The following is a 19,431-nucleotide window of genomic DNA, read 5'->3' on the forward strand; positions in this document are numbered from 1 at the left end:
CTGAAGTCTGTCTGCCCAGCTTAACGTCCGGAGTTGCCTGTAGCGTTAGTGGCGGTACTGCCTCCGGCATTGCCGCTGGCATTGCCTGCAGGCTTCCCGCCGGTATTCCCGGCGGCATTCCCGCCGCTGGTTCCGCCCGCTGCGTTGGTACCGCCTAAAGGAGTTGAATCATCAACGGCAGGCGGCTGAATAATGATCATGCCAGGGTCCTCAGTACTGTCCGGAATGATTCCGGCGTCCGGTGTCGGTTCAGCGCCTGGGGTCTGTTCCGGAGTAGGCGTAGGCTCCGGTGTCGGCTTAATGCCGCCAGCCACACTGCCGGAAGCAGTCTCATGTCCGGCTACGTCAACAGCAGCCACATAGAAGGTAGCATTAGCGCCTGCCGGAGTCCCCGGCCTGAAGACGGTACTCTCTCCAGCCGCGAGAACGGCCTGCTTCTGGAAAGACCCGCCGTTCAGGGAACGGTAGAGGCGGTAGCCGACAACATCAGGCGAACCGCTTGGAGTGAACGTAACTACAGCCTTGCCTGTACTGTAGGAAACCATGACTTCACCTGGGGCACTTGGCCCGTTTCCGTCATCGACCCGCGGATCGACCTCGGTCGGATAGTCGGTCTTGGCATCCTGCGGCATGTAGTACGCCAGGGATTCATGTGATTTCATTGCCGGGAAGGCGGCCAGCAGCTCTTTGACCAGCTCCTGAATCGGCTTCTCGCGCTTGACTACGATCTTCTCCTTCAGGAAATCCTCAGGAGTTCCTTCCAGAGGGATGTAGTTCACCCCGTTATAAGTGATATATTTAGCATTGGAGATTCCGTCGTCGCTCTCCTTGGGAACAAACTTCGCGTTGAACAGGTCCGTTGTGAATCTGTCCGTCAGCTTGGAAGGCTTCTTGCCGCTGTATGCCGAGACTGTCGCCTTGACGATGCCCTCCGGCTGGGCGAATTCCTTCGTGGTGAACAGCTCGGGACGTTTATCAATCACTGTATTCATTACCTTGGTCCACAGAGTCTGCGCCTGGCGCTTCTGGGTATCCCCCTGAAGGGTATTGACCTGCTCTTTGTAGCCCACCCAAATTCCAAGGGTGACATCCGGGGAATAGCCCATGAACCAGACATCCCCATAGTTCTGGGTGGAACCGGTTTTGCCGACAATCGGAACTTCCTTGAAATGCTTGTAGTTCCTCTTCACTGTAGTTGCTGTTCCGTCAGTAATTACGGTGCGCAGCATATCCGTCATCAGATAAGCGGTCTGCTTGGAGAAGACCTGCTCCGGGTTAACTTTATGCTGGTAGACGATTTTACCCTGACTGTCTACGATCTTCTCGATCATATAAGCATCATTGAAGGCACCGCCGTTACCGATGGAGGAGTAAGCATTGGTCAGCTCTTCCACGGATACCCCGTACTTCAGACCCCCGATAACCCCGGTCTGAGCGCTATAGTCATTGTCTTGGATGGTGGTAATCCCCAGCTTCTTGGAGAAGGCCCAGGCCTTCTCAATGCCCACCTTGTCATTGAACAGCTTCAAGGCCGGAAGGTTCAGGGATTTGTTCAGGGCATATCGGGCGGTAACCAGACCCTGATAACGGTTGTTGGCATTCTTGGGAATGTGGTAGCCTTTGCCTCCGTCCTTCATGACAATCGGCGCATCATCCAGAATGCCGGCAGGCTGAATGAGCCCTGCATCCAGGGCAGGCAGGTACGCTGCAATCGGCTTCATGGTGGAGCCGGGCTGGCGGACCATCTGGGTAGCGTAGTTCATCTGCTCGATGTTGAAATCGCGCCCTTCAATCATGCCGAGAATCGCGCCCGTCTTATTGTTGATCATCATACCGGCCGTCTGTTCTTTGCCTCTGGCCTTGCTGTCCTTGGTGAAATTACTGCTGTCATCCGAGATGCTGTGCATCGCGCTGTACACTTTCTTGTCTATGGTGGTGTACACCCGGTAACCGCCGGTCATCAGCTGCTGGCGGGCTTCCTCCAGAAGCTGGGCGGAATCGGCCGCAGCGGCCGCCTTGTCTGCCGTACCCTGGTTCAGCTTCAGCAGGATCTCGGACGCTTTGCGTTCGGTCTCCATCATGAGATAAGGGAAGGTGGCATAGGCCTTCTTGGTATGCGGTGCAAGAGAGCTCTTGATGTCAAAGAGCAGCGCCTCGTCGTACTGGGAAGTGGTGATTTTGTTCTCCTCCAGCATCCGCCGTAGGACCAGCTTCTGGCGGTCCATCGCCCGGCCGAAGGCCGTCTCGTTGAATTCGCCTACGCCGTTGAACGCGGAATACTTGGAGGGGAGCTGCGGCAAGCCGGCGAGATACGCCGCCTGGGCCACGTTCAGCTTCTCCAGATCATCCAGGCCGAAGATGCCTTTGGCGGCAGCTTTGATACCGAATACATTATAGCCGTTGGAACCGTTCCCGAAAGGAACCTTATTTAAATAAGCCGTTAAAATCTCCTGTTTGGACAAGAAGCGTTCCAGCCGCAGGGACAGCAGGATTTCCTTCACCTTGCGGTCTTCTGTGCGGTCCAGGTTCAGGAACACGCGCCGTGCAAGCTGCTGGGTCAGGGTACTGCCCCCGGTCTGAACGGATTCGTTCAGTACCTTTTGCTTGACGGCCCGCAGGGTGCCGCTGAAATCCACCCCTTTATGATTGTAGAAATTATTGTCCTCTATAGCGAGAACGGCATCAATCACAAGCTGCGGAATATCGTTGAATTCAATAAGTCTGCGGTCTTCTTCTGTGCGGAGCTGGCCGATCGGCTGTCCGTCACTGAAATAGGCAAAGCCGGTAATGGCGTTCAGCCCAACCTGCTGCTGGATTAGTTCTTCGGGCCGGACCGGATCGTCCTTCACTATTGAAGTGACGTAGCCGGCTACAGCGCCGCCGGCGAACAGGCAGCCGAGTATACCGAGTATGAACATCCACTTCACAACTGAACCGAACCTGCGGAGCCAGGATCTGCGCGGTGGACGCTGTTTTGCGGTCTTCTTTTTCTTCTCCTCAACCATCGACGATAATCCTCCTTTTAACGGAACTATTATAGCACAATTTGGCGATTTTGAATGCGCTTCTGCCGGAGAGGATTTTTAAGATCCCCACAAAGTGGGGACTTCAGCTTCTTATCATAAAAAAAGCTCCCGGATAGAAATCCGGGAGCTTTGATCAGATTCCGCTGTAAGCGAATCTTAACGGTTGTAGAACTCGACGATTTGCTTCTCATCGATATCCTGGGACAGCTCAGCACGTTCTGGCAAACGGATATATTTGCCTTCGAACGATCCGTCAGCATATTCCAGGTAAGCCGGAAGATGGTTGCGGTTCTCGAGAGCTTCCTTGATCGAAGTCATAGCGCGGCTTCTTTCGCGGAGTCCGATAACGTCGCCAATGCTTACACGGAAAGAAGCGATGTCGACTTTTTTGCCGTTAACGGTTACGTGGCCATGGGATACCAACTGGCGTGCGCCTGCACGGGAGTTAGCGAATCCAAGACGGTAAACCAGGTTGTCCAGGCGGCTTTCGAGCAGGAACATGAAGTTTTCGCCCGCAATACCCTGAAGCTTTTGTGCCTTAGTGAAAAGAGTTTTAAACTGCTTTTCGCCCAGGCCGTACATGTGGCGCAGTTTTTGTTTTTCCAAAAGCTGCATTCCGTAGTTACTTACTTTTCTGCGTTGGTTAGCGCCGTGCTGTCCTGGTGGGAAAGGGCGTTTCAGGTCTTTGCCTGTACCGCTAAGGGAAATGCCCAGACGGCGGCTGAGTTTGAATTTAGGTCCGGTGTAACGTGCCATATTATAGTAGACTCCTTTTAATGAAAAAATGTATTGTAGGGCCTATTTGCGCCGCAATTCGTATCCGTGAAAGCGTTAAATGGTTTCACACTGCCGAGGGAAGTTCAGCCGCTGCCCTGACAGTAACGAAATGCGTAGAGGGTGACACAACGTTACGCCCAATAAGACTTGTTACAGTCTTGTTCAACAATAAATATTATATGAAAATGACAGGCAAAGTCAAGCGCAACTTAAAAGAGTTTTTGTCTATCTTTGTCGTTAGTTCTTTGGTCCTAAAAAAAATCCCGGTTTTGCGGAAAATATAATGCAATACCTCAAGAAAGGGAGTAAAATATAACTAATTGGATGTTATCGGAAAACTGTGATTTCAAAATATCCTGACTATAATTACGCTGAATTGGTAATGTCTCTACAATAGAATCAGGAGGCTGCTCCGGTCTGGCCTGATTGAAGATGCAAAGGAGGTCCTCTTTATGTCAGAGCAGGAGGCATACGGCCATAAGGATCGGGACGGCCGTATGCTGTTACAGGACATGAGGCAATCGGGCGGAGAGTATGAAGATCCCGCCGCCTGGCTGAAGGAGACGGATATCGTGTCTCACGATTTCCCCTACGCTGTCAGCTTGATTGCCGAGAGTTTCAGGGAATGGCAGGGACAGGGAGTCCCCTCCTTCGCGAAGACCTGGAACTGGTGTGTGCTGAATTATGAAGGTGATTGGATTGAGCCCGGCTCTGAATTCCGGCAGGGGCGCTGGAGAGCAGAATGGGAAGAAGCGGCGGCAATCTGCCTGCAGACAGGCGGGATGTATGCTGCCGAGGTCCAGGAGGAAGGACAGGCTTATTCACTTCTGGCTTTGCCGGTATTTACGCGCGGGCACCGGGAAGTATTTGCTGTGCTAGGCTGCAGAATGCCTGCGGAGCAGTATGAGTTAGGAGGGCAGCATACGGCTGAAGCTATGTCGATGCATTTCCAGACCTGCTTTTATCACCGGTTTGAGCATGTGTTTGTCTCGGATCTTGCGGGGATTCATCTGCATGCCGAGCGTGAGGGCAGCCGCCGTTCGCTGCTTTTTCAGATTGTCCAGCGCATGCATGACAACATTGATGTAGACGCCGTGCTGACGGAAGTCATTGACAGTATTGCTGCGATGTATCCGGGAGCGCGGCTTGATTTGTTCATGTCCCAGGACCATCGCAGTACGCATCCTCAGGTCAAGCCGCTTCCGCTGACATGGGCAAATAATGATGTCTGTGCCCGGGCCTTCAAGGATGGGCGGGTTACGCTTCATACCGGGAGAGAAGAGAACGGGACAGTGGAGGTAGGGCTTCCGCTCGGCGGCAAGCAGGGGGTATACGGTGTGTTTCATATGATTATGGACAAGGCGTCCTTCCATGAGCTGGATCTTAGCTTCCTGACCATGGTCGCGGATACCGCCGGTACAGCCTTTGAGAATGCGAAGCTGTACGAACGCTCCAATCAGCTGATCAGGGAGCTGCGCATGAGCAATGAGCTTACGCAGCGGCTGAATCAGAGCCTGAGGCTCGGCGATATTTTCCAGTTTGCTTTTGAAGAGCTGCTGGATATGTTCGAGGCGGATTATTGCTGTATTCTCCATATGAATGAAGAACGCGGCGGGCTTGAGGTAATAGCCTGCAATTATCTGCCGCTGCTGGGTGAAATATTGGATGGCAATCAGGGACTCGGCAGTAAGGTGTACGCTACGGGAGAGCCGCTGCTGCTCTCCGATTACAAGTATGCTGTAGGGCAGACTTCAACGCTGATGGATGCTACAGGCTCAGAGTCGCTGATCGCAACTCCGCTGAATGTGGGCGGGGAGGTACGGGGAGCCATTATGCTGGCGCATAAGCAGGCCCACTTCTTCTCCTATGACAGCTACAGGCTGCTGCAGGCGATGGCCGGTCATATCGGGCTGGCTGTCGGAAATGCGAGGCTTCATGCCGAGGTGCGCCGCCTGGCGAACCGGGATACGCTGACCGGACTCTTCGCCCGCCACTATCTGGATGAAGAGATCAAGCAGCGGCAGTCCAGTGATTTTTGCGGAACTCTGATTGTGGTGGACATTGACCAGTTCAAGATGGTGAACGATACCTATGGACACCAGAAGGGGGACAAAATCCTGAAGCAGGTCAGCGACATCGTGAAAACCTCGATCCGCCAGGGGGACGTCGCCGCCAGATGGGGCGGGGAAGAGCTTGCGGTCTATCTGCCTCAGCTTGGAGTGCAGCAGGCCGTATTCGTAGGGGAGCGTATCCGCAAGCGTGTGATGGGAGAGACAGAGCCGCGTGTGACCGTGTCCTGCGGGGTCGCCGAGTGGAGCTGGACCGATGACCGGGTCAGTGTCGAATCTCTTTTTTACCGGGCGGATATGGCGCTCTATGAAGCCAAGAACAACGGGCGCAACCAGGTAGTGATCGATAACAAAACCACAGAGAACAATTCGAAGAATCCTTGGGCTTAGGCCTTAAGGATTTTTCTTTTTATGAAAGCAACTGAATAGACATCGAAGCTAAAGCGTCACCTTGTGAGGGGGGTTTGCGTCATCCGGCGTATAAGCCCGGCATTCAGGGAGACCCTAGGTAGAATGCGGGTACACTCTACTTTTTGCGGAAAGGGCTTGATGGCCATGATGAACTTACGGCGCATCCGTACAGGATTTCTTGTACTTCTGATGCTCTCTGGTCTTGTATCCAGCGGGTGCACAGTGATGAAGGACAAGCCGGCTGCGGAGGACTTGAATCTGGTAATGGCGGGGATGGATGGCACTGACGGGGTGTCCTTTGAAGGAGCGGCTGCGCTGCTGATCGACGGGAAGACGGTACCGGAATCTTCACTCTACTATGGAGGGAAGGTGGCGGATCACAACCAGATCACTCTCTATTCGCTCTTGCCGGATGGGGGACAACCTGCACCTGCGGCAGAGTCCGGTCCGCATTCTCTTAGGCAGGGCTCGGGTGATGCACCAGTCTACTATACACGTATGGTGAAAGAAGACGGGAAATGGACGATGAAGCAGGCTTCTCCGGCTCTGGACGGCAGCAATCCGCTGGAGGCGCTGAATCCGCTGCGCCAGCTGGAGGAGCTGGAGAAGATGGGCAAGACGGTGACGGAGGAAGCGGGCAGTGCCAGAGGGACCCGTGTACTGCGGATTGAATTAACGGAAGCAGAGGCGCGCAGACAGCTATCGGCAGAGCTTGCGCAGAAGATGCAGGCAATCAAGCCGGCTGCCGGGGAAGACGCTGCTGTGCCTGCTGACACTCATGCTAAGGCACTTGCGGCTAAGAGCGCACTGTGGGAACAGAAGCAGACAGAGCTGCAGCAGAGGCTGAACCAGGCGGATATCCGCACGGTCTATTATCTTAAGGTCGACCCGAAGCGGAATCTGCCCACCCGGCTGACCTCGAACCGCACCCTCACCTATCCCGGCAAGGCCGGAGCGACCACGGAAGAGGCTTATATTACGCAGGTGGATTTCTACGGTTATAAGTGAGCGGTTTCCTTCCCGCAGGTGGCTTGCGCTCTATGACAGGCGTGCTACAATATAACGGTATGTTTATTTTCAGCAAGAGGAAGGAAGAGAGAGACAGATGAATGATCCCCGGATTCAAAAGCTTGCGGCGAACCTTGTAGGTTACTCCGTAAACGTACAGCCCGGCGAGAACGTGCTCGTCGAAATGATCGGCAGTGAACGAGATTTGATCAAAGCCGTTGTGGAGGAAGTGGGGAAAGCCGGAGGCCGTGCATTTGTGCAGCTGACCGACCGTACCGTTCTGCGCAGTATGCTCAAATATGCAACACCTGAAGGAATCAAGACCTGGGCGGAGATCGACTTGAACCGCATGAAGCAGATGGACTGCTATATCGGCATCCGTGCCGGTGAGAACGTCAATGATCTGTCCGATGTGCCGGAAGAGAACATGAAGCTCTATAATTCCCTGTATTCCCACCCGGTACATAGCGAGCAGCGCGTCAAGCACACCAAATGGGTGGTGCTGCGTTATCCTAACGCCAGTATGGCTCAGCTCGCCAACACGAGCACAGAGGCCTTTGAGGACTTTTACTTCGAAGTCTGCAACCTGGATTATGCCAAAATGGACAAGGCCCAGGATTCGCTGGCTGAGCTTATGCGCAGAACCGACAAGGTGCGTATATTAGGTCCCGGAACGGACCTTACGTTCTCCATCAAGGGAATCGGGGCGGAGAAATGCTCAGGCCAGAAAAATATCCCGGACGGAGAAGTGTACAGCGCACCTGTCCGCGATTCCGTGAATGGAACGATCAGCTATAATGCCGCATCGATCTATAACGGGGTGACCTTCGAGAATGTGAAGTTCACGTTCGAGAACGGGCGGATCGTAGAGGCTGCCAGCAATGATACCGCACGACTGAATGAAATTCTGGATTCCGACGACGGTGCGCGCCATATTGGTGAGTTCGCCATCGGCTTCAACCCTTATATTCTGCATCCGATGAAGGATATTCTGTTCGATGAGAAAATTGCCGGCAGTCTGCACTTCACACCCGGCCAGGCTTATGATGTAACGGATAACGGAAACCGTTCGTCCATTCACTGGGACCTCGTGCTGATTCAGCGACCTGATTACGGAGGCGGCGAAATTTACTTTGACGATGTGCTGATCCGTAAAGATGGAATTTTTGTGGTGCCGGAGCTGGAAGGTCTGAATCCGGAGAACCTGAAATAAAATGGTACAAGAGCGGTGATTCCAAAAGCACGCAATGCCTGTTTCCAAGAAACACCTTGCGTGAGTAAGCGGATTCAATGTATCATGGAATTGGTAACAAGTGAATATAAGTTTATAATCAAGTTGCGGAGGGATTCCTATGTCCAACAATGCGGCAATCGTGGATATTGCACAGACAGCAAGCCAATTTAATTCATCTATCGTTCTTCAAGCGGACAACAAGTACATTGATGTGAAGAGCATCCTGGGCTTGTTCACTACTCTGGTATCCAGCCAAAGCTACGAGCTGCATGTACATGGCACAGATGCCGAGGAAGCTAAGAAAGCCATGAGCGAAGTTTTTGCCAAACACAATCTGAATTTTACAGTAGTAGCAGAGTAATTCCATTTTCTTCTCGGACGTCCGGCCTTGCGGCTGGGCGTCTTTGCTGTGCAGCGGGGGGATTTTGCAGGAACTTTAGGAATAACCCAAACTGAAATCTTGTATTAGGTCCTAATTTCGACTAATATTAAGAATAATAAGCATTAGCAGCTGTAACTTTTGGACATGGGGGGGAAAATGCATGACTTCATCGGATTTGCAGGAACAGCTCAATATCAAAGCAATCAATCTTCTTCAAGAAGATGCCGATAAAATTCAGAAGCTCATTGAAGTACAGATGGAGAATTTGGCAACCCGTTACTGCCCTCTCTATGAGGAAGTGCTGGATACCCAGATGTACGGCTTCTCCAGAGAGGTCGATTTTGCGGTCAGAGCGGGGTTGGTGCCGGAGCTCACAGGCAAGCAGGTGCTGAGTAAGCTGGAACGCAATTTGGCTGTTCTGTATGAGGCACTGAATAAGAAGGCTGAGGAGCGGGAGATGTAAGTCCCGGTCATCAAGTGGAAGCGGCTATATTTTCAACAAAACGCACATGACAGACCCGGGGGTCAATCATGTGCGTTTTTTTATAATTATTTATAAGTTTCGGGGCCCCCGCAAAGTACCTGAGTAATCGTCGAAGCAAAAGCATCACTTTGTGGGGTTGTTTCAGACCAGATAAAACGATACGCCGAGAATCATGTAAACTGCTAGCAGCAGGAGACCTTCATACCAGTTGGTTGCGCCGTCCTGAATAATCGATTTGGCGATGAACACCGATACGGCTATAGCTACAATCTCAATCGTGGTGAAGACAATCGACATGGTGTTGCCCATGAAATAACTGGCGAAGATCAGCACAGGGGCAACGAACAGGGCGATCTGCAGACTGCTGCCTACGGCGATCTCGACTGCGGCTCCAATCTTGTTCTTCATGGCGAGCATAATGGCAGCGCTGTGTTCTGCGGCGTTACCGATAATCGCTACGAGGAATGCACCGACGAACAGCTCGCTGAAGCCGAAGCGTTCGGTGAGCGTCTCCAGCGTTCCGACCAGCCATTCACTGACGAAGGCGACCATCACGGTGGCAAGGACGAGGTAGAGGATTGAGCGGTTACGGGACCAGACTGGAGCATGCTCATTGGGCAGCTCTTCCGCCGTATCGTCCGTAACATCCGCCAGGTACTTCTTATGTGTGATCATGGAGAAAACCAGCCAGGCGAGGTAGGCTGCAATCAGCAGGCCGGCGACGACAAGGCTCAGTACATTGGTGTCTTTCTCGGTGATGGAATGGGTGTTGAAGAACATGGCCGGGACGAACAGGGCGATGACCGCAACGATCATCAGTGAGCCGTTTAGACCGGCGAGCGTGACATTGAAGTTCTGAACCTTGAACTTCATGCCCCCGGCAAAAATACTCAGTCCGAGGACAAGCAGCAGGTTGCCGATGATGGAGCCGGTCAGACTCGCTTTGACCATGTCAAACAGTCCTTCCTTGACCAGGAAGAAGGCGATGATCAGCTCGGCCGCATTGCCGAAGGTTGCGTTCAGAAACCCTCCAAGCCGCTGTCCGGCGTAGTGGGCTACACTCTCAGTGGCCCTGCCGAGGAAACCGGCCACGAAGATGACCGAAATGGCAGACAATATGAACTGAAGGGTATGATCCCAGTTCGCGTAATGCCCGGTGGCGCTGAGGATAAAGCTGATGACCAGCAGCGCCGGTGAGATCCATTTTTTCAAAGGTAAGCACTCTCCAGTCTCTTTATGTAGGTTGAATTCATAATCAATATACCCAAATTGTTCCTGGCTGTAAACGGGGGTGAGAGAAAGTCATTTGCTTTTTAGCCCGCTTTGGAATTACAATAATTGATAATGAGAGTAGGGGGGATATGGCATGGCAGAACAGCTTCAACTGGAATTGGGAAATATACGGATATCGAATGACGTTGTCTCAAAAATTGCCGGCCTGGCCGCGCTTGAGACTCCCGGAATTGCAGCCATGTCTGGCGGTTTGTCAGAAGGCTGGGCAAAGCGCCTGAGCGGCAAGAACGTGCAGAAGGGCGTTACTGTCGAAGTTGGCCAATTGGAAGCTGCGGTAGACTTACGCATCATCGTACTGTACGAAACGCCGATTCATGAAGTGTGCCGCATGCTTCAGCAGAATGTACGCGAGGCTGTGGAGAGTATGACCGGGCTTCACATCGTAGAGGTTAACGTTAAGGTCGAAGGCGTAGCCTTCAAGAACGACGAGATTTCTTAAGCACAATTATACTAGGCATCCATGCAAAAGGCAGTCCGGAATATATTCCGGACTGCCTTTCTACTTGTTGGCTCAACCCTCATCAGCATGCAGGTTGCCTCTTAGCGTGCGCGTGTACCTGCACTTCTGTTGTTGCGCACTTGTCTGACCGTAGTCACAGACTTCACGACTTCCTCCTTGGCAGGACGGTTGGTCTCCCGTGAGATGCTCAGCATAATCCCCATACAGAGCATGGTGACGAGCAGGGAGGAGCCGCCGTAGCTGATGAAGGGCAGCGTAACCCCTGTAAGCGGAATCGTATTGGTCACACCACCGATGTTGATGAAGGCTTGAATGGCGATCAGCCCCATGATTCCGATACCGACCAGTGTCCCGAAGGGATCGGTGCACCGCAGTGAAATCAGAATCCCTCTCCAGATGAAATACAGATAGAGCAGCAGGAACAAGGCGGTTCCGACAAAGCCGAGCTCCTCTCCAATAACCGCAAAGATAAAGTCGGTATAAGGGTACCGCAGATAATGCAGCTTCTGAATACTTTGCCCGAACCCGGAGCCTTGTGTTCCACCTTCACCGAGGGCGATCAGAGACTGCATAATATTATATCCACTGCCCTCGGAATTTCCCTGAGGGTCCAGGAAGGCTTCGATACGGCCCTGTCTGTAGTCCTTCTGAATCTCTGCCTTCTCGGTCGGCGGAGACAAGGAATCGATAGCGGCCTTCGCCCCGATGACGAGGGCTACTCCCAGAACAAGCAGAGCGATCGATCCCATGATGTGCTTCATGCTGGCGCCGCCGGCGTAGATGACAAGGCCGCTGGTCGCTACAAGAATGAGGCAGGAGCCCAAATCAGGCTGCATCATAATCAGTCCGGCGACAATTCCGACGATAATCATGACGGGGATATACCCTGTCCGCAAATCGCGCAGACGTTCGCCTTTTTTGGTGATCAGGGCAGCCAGGTAGAGAATGATAGAGATCTTGGCCAGCTCGGTAGGCTGAATCCCCAGGGTTCCGATACTCATCCAGCTCTTGGCGCCGTTAATCCCCTCGGTGGTTGCTACGAACAGCAGCAGGACGAGGGTAATCACGAAGATCGGTGCGTACCATTTCTTAAATTTGCTGTAGTGGATGTTCATGACCACAAACATGATGAAGCTTCCCAGCACGGCCCAAACCACTTGCTTTTTGACGAAGAAAAATGCATTATTGCTGTATTTCTCGCTCGCAAGGGTTAAGCTGGAACTGGAGCTGAACACCATAAGCAAGCCGAAGCCCACGAACAGCAGGGTGAGAATAAGCAACTGGAAATCGGGTGTTCCTCTTTTGGGCGGGCTGGCCTTGGCGGCCTTCTTTCCCTTCGCGGTGCTCAAGCTTCCAGCAGCGCTTTCAATTCACCGATATGCTTCCGGGCTACCTCAAGCACCGGCTGAGGCACCGGAGATTCATATTCCAGTCCGTGGGGGAATGTAGCCTTGCCTAGGTAGACAGCTTCAATAGCCAGTACCGCGTCCGCCTTCTCCAGCTTCCCTTCCACAGCACGGGTATTAATGCGCAGGAAGTATTCGCCGCCGTCCTTGCGGTCTTCTATCTTGCAGTCGTAGGTCGCCCGGTAGTATTCCCATTGCCATCTGATGAATCCTGCTCTTGCTGCACTTTCGTCGAGATAAAGAAGGTCGCTCTTCAATCCTTCGAGACCCGTGTTCTCAAATATCATAGCGCACAACTCCCCTTAATGAAGTATAATGATTCATTTGTAATTAAAATTTGTTATTGTTCTTCCTCATGATAGTCTGTTTCCCGGGGTTGTGCAAGGTAGAACGGGCTGATCGATACCCACTTTTTTGTGTTTCTGCTACAATAAAAGAAAGTTGGCAGTCTGCGGAGCGGGCAGAGCCTACGGGCTTGTCCTGACGGCTTGTCCGCAGGATGCTGCCAGAGAAGGGAATGGAGAGTTATGGAGAGGTTAGAGATCGGGGAGCTGCTCCCGGAAATGATCAAGTGGCGCCGCCATCTGCACCGTCATCCGGAGCTGTCCTATCAGGAGAAGGAGACCTCCGCTTATGTCGGGGCAAGGCTCGCGGAGCTGGGGATTGAGGTCCGGCGGAGTGCAGCAGGCTATGGATTGACAGGTATACTTAAGGGCCGGGAGTCCGGCAAAACGGTAGTCCTGCGTGCCGATATGGACGCGCTGAATATTACAGAGGAGAGCGGCCGGAAATATGCTTCCCAGCACCCCGGAGTGATGCATGCCTGCGGCCATGACGGCCATACCGCCATGCTGCTGGCTGCGGCGGCGTATTACAGCTCCCGCCGTGAGGAGCTGAAGGGGGAGATCCGCTTTCTGTTCCAGCCGGCGGAAGAGGTGTGTCCCGGCGGCGCAGTGGGCATGATTGCGGAAGGCGTGCTTGCGGGTGCGGATGCCGTCTACGGGCTGCATCTGTGGACACCGTTCCCTCTCGGGACGGTAGGCAGTGCGCCAGGGCCGCTTATGGCCTCAGCCGATGAGTTCTTCATTGATCTGATCGGCCGGGGAGGACACGGGGGAATGCCCCACCGCACGGCAGACAGCATTGTGGCCGGTGCGGCACTGGTTACCGGGCTGCAGACGATTGTCAGCCGGAATGTTGAGCCGTTGCGTCCGGCAGTAGTCAGCGTAGGAACGATTCAAGGCGGTTCGGCCCAGAATATCATAGCCGAGCGTTGCCGGATTACCGGGACGGTGAGGGCATTTGATGAAGAGACGCGTCATCTGATCCGCCGCCGCATTGAAGAGTTGGCGGCCTCTGTAGCCGCAGCCTATGGTACGGAGGCGAAGGTGGACTATCTGATGGGGTACCCGCCGCTGGTGAATGACGAGGCGGAATATGAACGTTTTGCCCGTGTTGCCCCGAAGGCGCTTGGGACAGATGCCGATGTAATGCTGATGGAGAAGATTATGCCTGCGGAGGACTTTTCCTATTATGTTCAGGAGATTCCCGGCTGCTTCATCTTCGTCGGTGCGGGCAATGCGGCCAAGGAGGCTGTCTATCCGCATCATCACAGCAAATTTGATTTCGATGAGGATGCCATGCTCTATGGCTTGAAGCTGCTTGTAGGTATGGCCGACTCCTGTCTGAATGAGTCAATTTCCGTATAAATGTTACCGTTACAGGAAAAACTACTCTCAAATGCCACGCTAACGTGGACGGGAGGGTTCATTCTTGAAGACAGTCAAAGAAGTAATGACCGCGCAGCCGGTGTCGGTTACTCTGCTGGACAATATCTATGAGGTTGCCGTTGCCATGAGAGATAGCGGGACGGGCTTTATTCCGGTGGTAGATTCGGCTGATGGAGCAACGCTGATTGGTGTGATTACAGACCGCGATCTGGTCATCCGCGGGTACGCGGCCAAGCATCCCGGCTCAACAGCCGTGGAGACTGTCATGAGCCGGGAGATCCTCTCCGTTGAGGAATCCGCCTCTGTGGAGGAGGCGGCTGAGCTGATGGCCTCCGCACAGATCCGGCGCATTCCGGTGACGCAGGGCAAGAAGCTGACCGGAGTAGTCTCCTTAGGTGATCTGGCAGACAAGAGAATGTTCGCAGATGAGGCTGCTGAGGCGCTCCATGAAATCTCGCAGCGCCAGCAGCTGCATTAATAGAATGACGAATGGCTCATATCCGTTAGGCGGAAATGGGCTTTTTCGTTGTAGGGAGAATGTGGATGCTGGCTAATGAGCCATTGAGTAACATTAACAGCTTAAACCGCTATCACACATAAGGAGGGAACAGGATGAGAGGAGTAGAGGCGGGGCCATGTATAATACGGAATGACCGGACAATTCTGCTGGAATGCGGACATCCGGGATTTGAGGAGGCGCGGGCGGTTCTAAGCGGCTTTGCCGAGCTTGTCAAAAGTCCTCCAGCCTATCACACTTACCGGATCACGCCTTTGTCCCTATGGAATGCCGCAGCCGGGGGGCAGTCTGCGGCAGAGGTCACTCAAGGACTCCGCAGGCTGTCCAGGTGGGGCATTCCTTCCGAGGTGGAGGGGGAGATGGAGCTGTTAATGTCCCGTTACGGAAGCTTGCACCTGCATGCAGATGAGAGTGATTCACAGCTTGTCAGGTTAACTGCTGACCGGGCGAGCCTGCTGGATGAACTGGATGATGCTCAGGAGCTGAAGGAGCTGGGCCTCTGCCGGGCCGGGGAGCTGCATAGCTATTGTCCGAAGATGAACCGGGGCTTGCTGAAGCAGGAGATGACCAGACTGGGTTATCCGGTTCTTGACTACGCCGGGTACCGGGACGGACAGAAGCTGAAGCTAGCCTGGCGGGAGTCTATTGGGAACAACGTCCGAGAGGGCAGCAGCAGTGGATTCGAGCTACGGGATTATCAACGGGAGGCTGTCCGAAAGTTCCAGGGGACTGGAGGACATGGAGGCAGCGGAGTGGTCGTGTTGCCCTGCGGGGCAGGCAAGACGGTTGTGGGCCTTGGGGTGCTGGAGCAGCTGCAGTGTGAGACGCTGATCCTTACTTCGAGCACGACTTCTGTAGAACAGTGGCGCGGGGAGCTGCTGCTGCGGACCTCGCTGAGCGAAGAGGAGGTTGGGGAATACACGGGAGAGCACCGGGAGGTGCGGCCTGTAACCGTTGCAACCTATCAGATGATGACCCATAGGCGCTCCAAGGGAGGAGCGTTCGTCCATATGAATCTGTTCCATGAACGGAATTGGGGGCTGATTATCTATGACGAGGTCCATCTGCTTCCGGCACCTGTCTTCCGGGCAACCGCAGATATTCAGGCTACGCGGCGGCTGGGGCTGACAGCAACGCTGGTCCGGGAGGACGGACGGGAGGGAGATGTGTTCTCCCTGATCGGCCCGAGATGCTATGACCTGCCCTGGAAGGTGCTGGAGCGGCAGGGATGGATTGCGGCTGTCGATTGCATCGAGGTCATCGTTCCGATGAGCCAGGAGCTGCGGCAGCAATATCTGTATGCCGGGGCGAAGGAGCAGTTCCGGCTGGCGGCCGGCAATCAGGCCAAGGCTCAGGCGGCAGCACAGCTTGCCAAGGCGCATCCCGCAGCGGCGATACTTGTGATCGGCCAGTATCTGGACCAGTTGGAGCAGCTGGCGGCGCTGCTTGCGGCCCCGCTGATCACAGGCAAGACTCCGCAGAAGGAGCGGAACGCGCTCTATGCTGCGTTCAATGAAGGCAAGCTGCCGGTGCTGATCGTCTCCAAGGTAGCGAATTTTGCTGTGAATCTGCCGGATGCCTCAGTGGCAATTGAGGTATCCGGCGCCTTCGGTTCCCGCCAGGAGGAGGCTCAGCGGCTGGGCCGCATCCTTCGTCCGAAGCCGGGGGATAACCGGGCGTATTTCTACACGCTGGTTACGGGAGACAGCCGGGAACAGGATTTCGCTCTGCGCCGCCGGATGTTTCTGACTGAGCAAGGCTACGAATACGGGGTCCGGATGCTGGACCCGGCGGAAGGAGCTGTTCTCTGATGGAACTGGAACCGGCAGATGATATTAGCAGACTATCTTCGGACGCCTGTGAAGTACTGCTGCGGATAGCGGCAGAGCATGCGGCCTCGCCGTGTACAGCAGATTCTATAGAGCGTCTGCGGCCTGAATTCCTGTGCAGGGCTGAACAGATACTGGCCCTGGAGGAACTGCTTCATACGGGGATGCTGGAGCTGCGTCAAAAGGTGTGGGGAGAGAGGCTGTATCAGGTACCGCAGCAGCAGTATCCCTTGATCCTGCGGAGCTTCTGGACGGGTTGCCCGCAGGTACAGGTGGAGGGGACAATACGGGTTGAGCATGCGGCGTGTTCAGAACTGGCAGGGGAGATATTTCAAAGCCTGTTGTTCATAGCCCGTGAAGGCCTGCCGCTGACATCTAAGGGAGTGTTACATAAGAAGCAGCTCAGCCGGTTAGCCGGAAGGTTGTCCATACCGGAGGGGGCTTTGGCCCTGCTGGAGTCCTCCGCCGGTCACCAGAGCTATCCGCTGCCGGTTACATTAATCATTGATCTGCTGAGCGCACTGGGGCTGATCACCCGCGACAATAGCGGGTATGCATTAGACAGACCGGTGCTGCAACGCTGGCTGACGCTTACTGCTCAGGAGATGACGGATACACTCTATACCTTGATCATCAGCCGTTACGGTGCTCCGCTGCCTGAAGAGCAGCATTTCAGACATTTGCTCTCGGCAGCGGAGTTTAAGGCGGACGAGTGGTTTGCGGTAGCGCCTGTACTAAGCTGGATGAGACAGAATGGTCTTGCCGGAGAGCAGGCTGTGCCGGGGACGGCAGGGACAGACTCAGGGCTTAAGCAGGCTGCACTTGCCTGGCTTCGCCTTCTGGCCGCCTTCGGATGGTGTGAGCTAGGATCTTCAGCAGAAGGGGAGGAGTGCTTTCGCTGGAAGGCAGTGAAGCCACAGCTAACGGGGCATAGTCTAGGAGCAACCCCGCAGAATCAAGAGGGGTACCTAGACAGCGCCTCCGAAGCTCAAGACACCGCCTTCAGCCCGCAGAGACCCGCAGCAACTGAAGCCGCACGCAGACCGCTGCCACAAGAATCGGATTCAGCTTTCCCCGGCTTCATTGTCCAGCCGGATTTCGAGGTGCTGGTTCCGCCGGAGGTCCCGTATACGGTCCGCTGGACCTTGGCCGGGTGTGCGGAGCTGCTGCACCACGAGGATATCTGGAGCTTCCGGCTAACGCGGGAGCGGCTGGAAGCGGCAGCGGACCAGGGCTTCGCTCCGGGTGAGGTGATCTCCTGGCTGAACGACCATGCCGCCGGAGGATTGCCGGAGCAGGCCATACTTGCGCTCCGGCAGTGGGCCAGAGCGATCGGGCGGACTGAATTGGCGGAGGTGCTTCTGCTCTCCTGTGCCGGAGAGCAGGAGGGCGGGGATATCGCTGCTCATCCCCGGCTGCAGGACATCGTTACCCGGATTGGCCCGCTCCACTTCATCGTCCGGCCGGAGGCAGCCGGGCAGCTGCGCAAGGAGCTTGCCGCCGCCGGTCTGGCGCCATCTGTAAGGGCAGGGAAGCTGAACGGGACTGCCCCTACCCAACTGTTTGAACTGTCCGGGACAGTACAGCGTTACGAGCTTCCTGCCGCAGCCGGGGAACGGGGCCTGCTGGGAACGGGACCCTCCCCGAAGCTCCTGCCGCCGGACAGGGGCACACCCCCGATGCTGGAGCTGCCGGGTGAAGAGGCAGTACCGCAGTTGTGGTTCAATCAGTGGAGGCAGTATCATGCCACCACAGCGCAAAAGGTAATGGAGCAGGCTCTAAGCTGGGGAATCAAGGTCCGGCTCTCCTACGGCGGCAAGGCGGCGGATTTCATTCCAGAGCGGATCAGCGGACGTCCATGGAGGGTGCGGGGCATTCTGCTGTTTCCGGGGATGGAGACGGCAGAGGAGACAGAGCTTGCAGCGGAAGACTGGCAGGAAATTCAGCTGCTGCATCCGCTAAAGGGCAGAAATTCTTCTTCTGCTGAGGCGGGCGGATATGTTATGATAAGGTAGTCTATCGCTGCGGTAGAACATTAAATGCAGAAAAGAGTTGAAGTTCATGAGCGTAGCGGAATTAAATACGGTCGATATGGCCGAAGTGCTGACATACGCCTATGAATTAGGCGATATGATTAATCAATCCGCAGAAGTGTCGGATTACCTATACTGGAAGGGGCAGGTGGATAACCATCCCGAAATCCAGGCCATGATCAAGCGGCTGCAAAGCAAGAAGGAGCTGTTTGAGGAGACACAGCGGTTTGGTCATTTTCACCCGAACTATCACTCGGCCAAGGATGAGGTTGAGGCTGTAGAACGGGAGCTGGAGCAGTTCGAAGCGGTAGTCCGCTTCAAGAATGCGGAGAAGACGCTGGATGATATTCTTCATTCCATGTCGGAGGCGATCGCATTCTCGGTCTCGGACAGCATCAAGGTTCCTAGTAACGACCCGTCCCCCAAGGGCGGATGCGGCAGCGGCGGCAAATGCTCTTGCGGATAAGCTGACCCGTGAGGAGACAGAGAAAGAGAGGCGGATAAGCTTATGTTTGCGGAACGGACAGGTTATATCGTATGGGTTAGCGACGTCAAGGCGGCACGCAACCTGGAGAAGTACGGCACACTGCACTACGTTTCCCGTAAAATGCATTACGCGGTAATGTACGTCAATGCGGAGCGCGCCGAGGAAGTCATGAAGAATGTCCGCAGACTTTCTTATGTGCGTAAGATTGAGCGTTCGTACCGCAATGAACTGAAGACGGAATATACCAGCAACGGACCGGACAAGTCCAAGTATTACGGTCTGTAG

The 19,431-nt window shown here is 54.5% G+C and carries 17 protein-coding genes; 12 read left to right on the forward strand and 5 right to left on the reverse strand.

What is annotated here, in order from left to right; translation table 11 throughout:
* Positions 1 to 20: 20 nt before the first annotated feature.
* Both MKX63_RS25640 and rpsD read right to left on the reverse strand, forming a co-directional pair.
* Positions 21 to 3,005, reverse strand: a complete 2,985-nt coding sequence (locus MKX63_RS25640; protein ID WP_341021133.1) for a transglycosylase domain-containing protein — start codon at positions 3,003 to 3,005, stop codon at positions 21 to 23.
* Between the two features lie 177 nt (positions 3,006 to 3,182).
* The gene (gene rpsD, locus MKX63_RS25645) at positions 3,183 to 3,782 is read right to left on the reverse strand and encodes a 30S ribosomal protein S4 (protein WP_341021135.1); all 600 of its coding nucleotides are present in this window, start codon (positions 3,780 to 3,782) and stop codon (positions 3,183 to 3,185) included.
* A 473-nt stretch (positions 3,783 to 4,255) separates the two neighbouring features.
* Between rpsD and MKX63_RS25650 the strand changes: the two genes are divergently transcribed.
* The 5 genes from MKX63_RS25650 to MKX63_RS25670 all read left to right on the forward strand — a co-directional run bounded on the left by MKX63_RS25650 (position 4,256) and on the right by MKX63_RS25670 (position 9,370).
* Positions 4,256 to 6,262, forward strand: a complete 2,007-nt coding sequence (locus MKX63_RS25650; RefSeq protein ID WP_341021138.1) for a sensor domain-containing diguanylate cyclase — start codon at positions 4,256 to 4,258, stop codon at positions 6,260 to 6,262.
* Positions 6,263 to 6,427: 165 nt separating this feature from the next.
* The gene (locus tag MKX63_RS25655; RefSeq protein WP_341021140.1) at positions 6,428 to 7,291 is read left to right on the forward strand and encodes a hypothetical protein; all 864 of its coding nucleotides are present in this window, start codon (positions 6,428 to 6,430) and stop codon (positions 7,289 to 7,291) included.
* Between the two features lie 97 nt (positions 7,292 to 7,388).
* Positions 7,389 to 8,504: an aminopeptidase gene (locus MKX63_RS25660; RefSeq protein WP_341021142.1), complete on the forward strand. Its 1,116-nt coding sequence runs from the start codon at positions 7,389 to 7,391 to the stop codon at positions 8,502 to 8,504.
* Between the two features lie 139 nt (positions 8,505 to 8,643).
* Positions 8,644 to 8,886 carry an HPr family phosphocarrier protein gene (locus MKX63_RS25665; RefSeq protein WP_036695008.1) on the forward strand — a complete coding sequence of 81 codons (243 nt, stop codon included), beginning with the start codon at positions 8,644 to 8,646 and terminating at the stop codon, positions 8,884 to 8,886.
* 181 nt (positions 8,887 to 9,067) lie between these two features.
* Entirely contained in the window at positions 9,068 to 9,370 is a 303-nt protein-coding gene (locus MKX63_RS25670) for a YlaN family protein (RefSeq protein WP_036695007.1), read from the forward strand.
* Between the two features lie 162 nt (positions 9,371 to 9,532).
* Here MKX63_RS25670 and cax read toward each other — a convergent pair whose 3' ends face one another.
* The gene (gene cax / locus MKX63_RS25675; protein ID WP_341021144.1) at positions 9,533 to 10,603 is read right to left on the reverse strand and encodes a calcium/proton exchanger; all 1,071 of its coding nucleotides are present in this window, start codon (positions 10,601 to 10,603) and stop codon (positions 9,533 to 9,535) included.
* Between the two features lie 154 nt (positions 10,604 to 10,757).
* Here cax and MKX63_RS25680 point away from each other — a divergent pair, with 154 nt between their 5' ends.
* Entirely contained in the window at positions 10,758 to 11,123 is a 366-nt protein-coding gene (locus tag MKX63_RS25680) for an Asp23/Gls24 family envelope stress response protein (protein WP_036695005.1), read from the forward strand.
* Positions 11,124 to 11,224: 101 nt separating this feature from the next.
* On the opposite strand, the gene ftsW is transcribed toward MKX63_RS25680, so the two are convergent.
* A complete protein-coding gene (gene ftsW, locus MKX63_RS25685; RefSeq protein WP_341021147.1) occupies positions 11,225 to 12,493 on the reverse strand; it encodes a putative lipid II flippase FtsW in 1,269 nt (422 codons plus the stop codon).
* Entirely contained in the window at positions 12,490 to 12,837 is a 348-nt protein-coding gene (locus MKX63_RS25690) for a YugN family protein (protein ID WP_341021149.1), read from the reverse strand. The genes ftsW and MKX63_RS25690 overlap by 4 nt, the downstream gene beginning before the upstream one ends.
* Positions 12,838 to 13,077: 240 nt before the next feature.
* On the opposite strand from MKX63_RS25690, the gene MKX63_RS25695 reads away from it, so the two are divergent.
* The 6 genes from MKX63_RS25695 (at position 13,078) to MKX63_RS25720 (ending at position 19,431) form a co-directional block, all read left to right on the forward strand.
* A complete protein-coding gene (locus tag MKX63_RS25695) occupies positions 13,078 to 14,259 on the forward strand; it encodes an amidohydrolase (RefSeq protein ID WP_341021151.1) in 1,182 nt (393 codons plus the stop codon).
* A gap of 64 nt (positions 14,260 to 14,323) precedes the next feature.
* Positions 14,324 to 14,758, forward strand: coding sequence for a CBS domain-containing protein (locus tag MKX63_RS25700; RefSeq protein WP_341021153.1), 435 nt, complete (start codon positions 14,324 to 14,326; stop codon positions 14,756 to 14,758).
* Between the two features lie 134 nt (positions 14,759 to 14,892).
* Positions 14,893 to 16,608 carry a DNA repair helicase XPB gene (locus MKX63_RS25705; protein ID WP_341021155.1) on the forward strand — a complete coding sequence of 572 codons (1,716 nt, stop codon included), beginning with the start codon at positions 14,893 to 14,895 and terminating at the stop codon, positions 16,606 to 16,608.
* The gene (locus MKX63_RS25710) at positions 16,608 to 18,641 is read left to right on the forward strand and encodes a helicase-associated domain-containing protein (RefSeq protein WP_341021157.1); all 2,034 of its coding nucleotides are present in this window, start codon (positions 16,608 to 16,610) and stop codon (positions 18,639 to 18,641) included. The genes MKX63_RS25705 and MKX63_RS25710 overlap by 1 nt, the downstream gene beginning before the upstream one ends.
* Positions 18,642 to 18,687: 46 nt before the next feature.
* Positions 18,688 to 19,125 (forward strand): YlbF family regulator, encoded by a 438-nt coding sequence (locus tag MKX63_RS25715; RefSeq protein WP_341021159.1) that lies wholly within the window; start codon positions 18,688 to 18,690, stop codon positions 19,123 to 19,125.
* Positions 19,126 to 19,167: 42 nt separating this feature from the next.
* Positions 19,168 to 19,431 carry a YlbG family protein gene (locus tag MKX63_RS25720; protein ID WP_036694997.1) on the forward strand — a complete coding sequence of 88 codons (264 nt, stop codon included), beginning with the start codon at positions 19,168 to 19,170 and terminating at the stop codon, positions 19,429 to 19,431.

Origin of the sequence: Paenibacillus sp. FSL R7-0179 (genome assembly GCF_038002265.1) — a bacterium.
Classification (GTDB): Bacteria; Bacillota; Bacilli; order Paenibacillales; family Paenibacillaceae; genus Paenibacillus_AQ.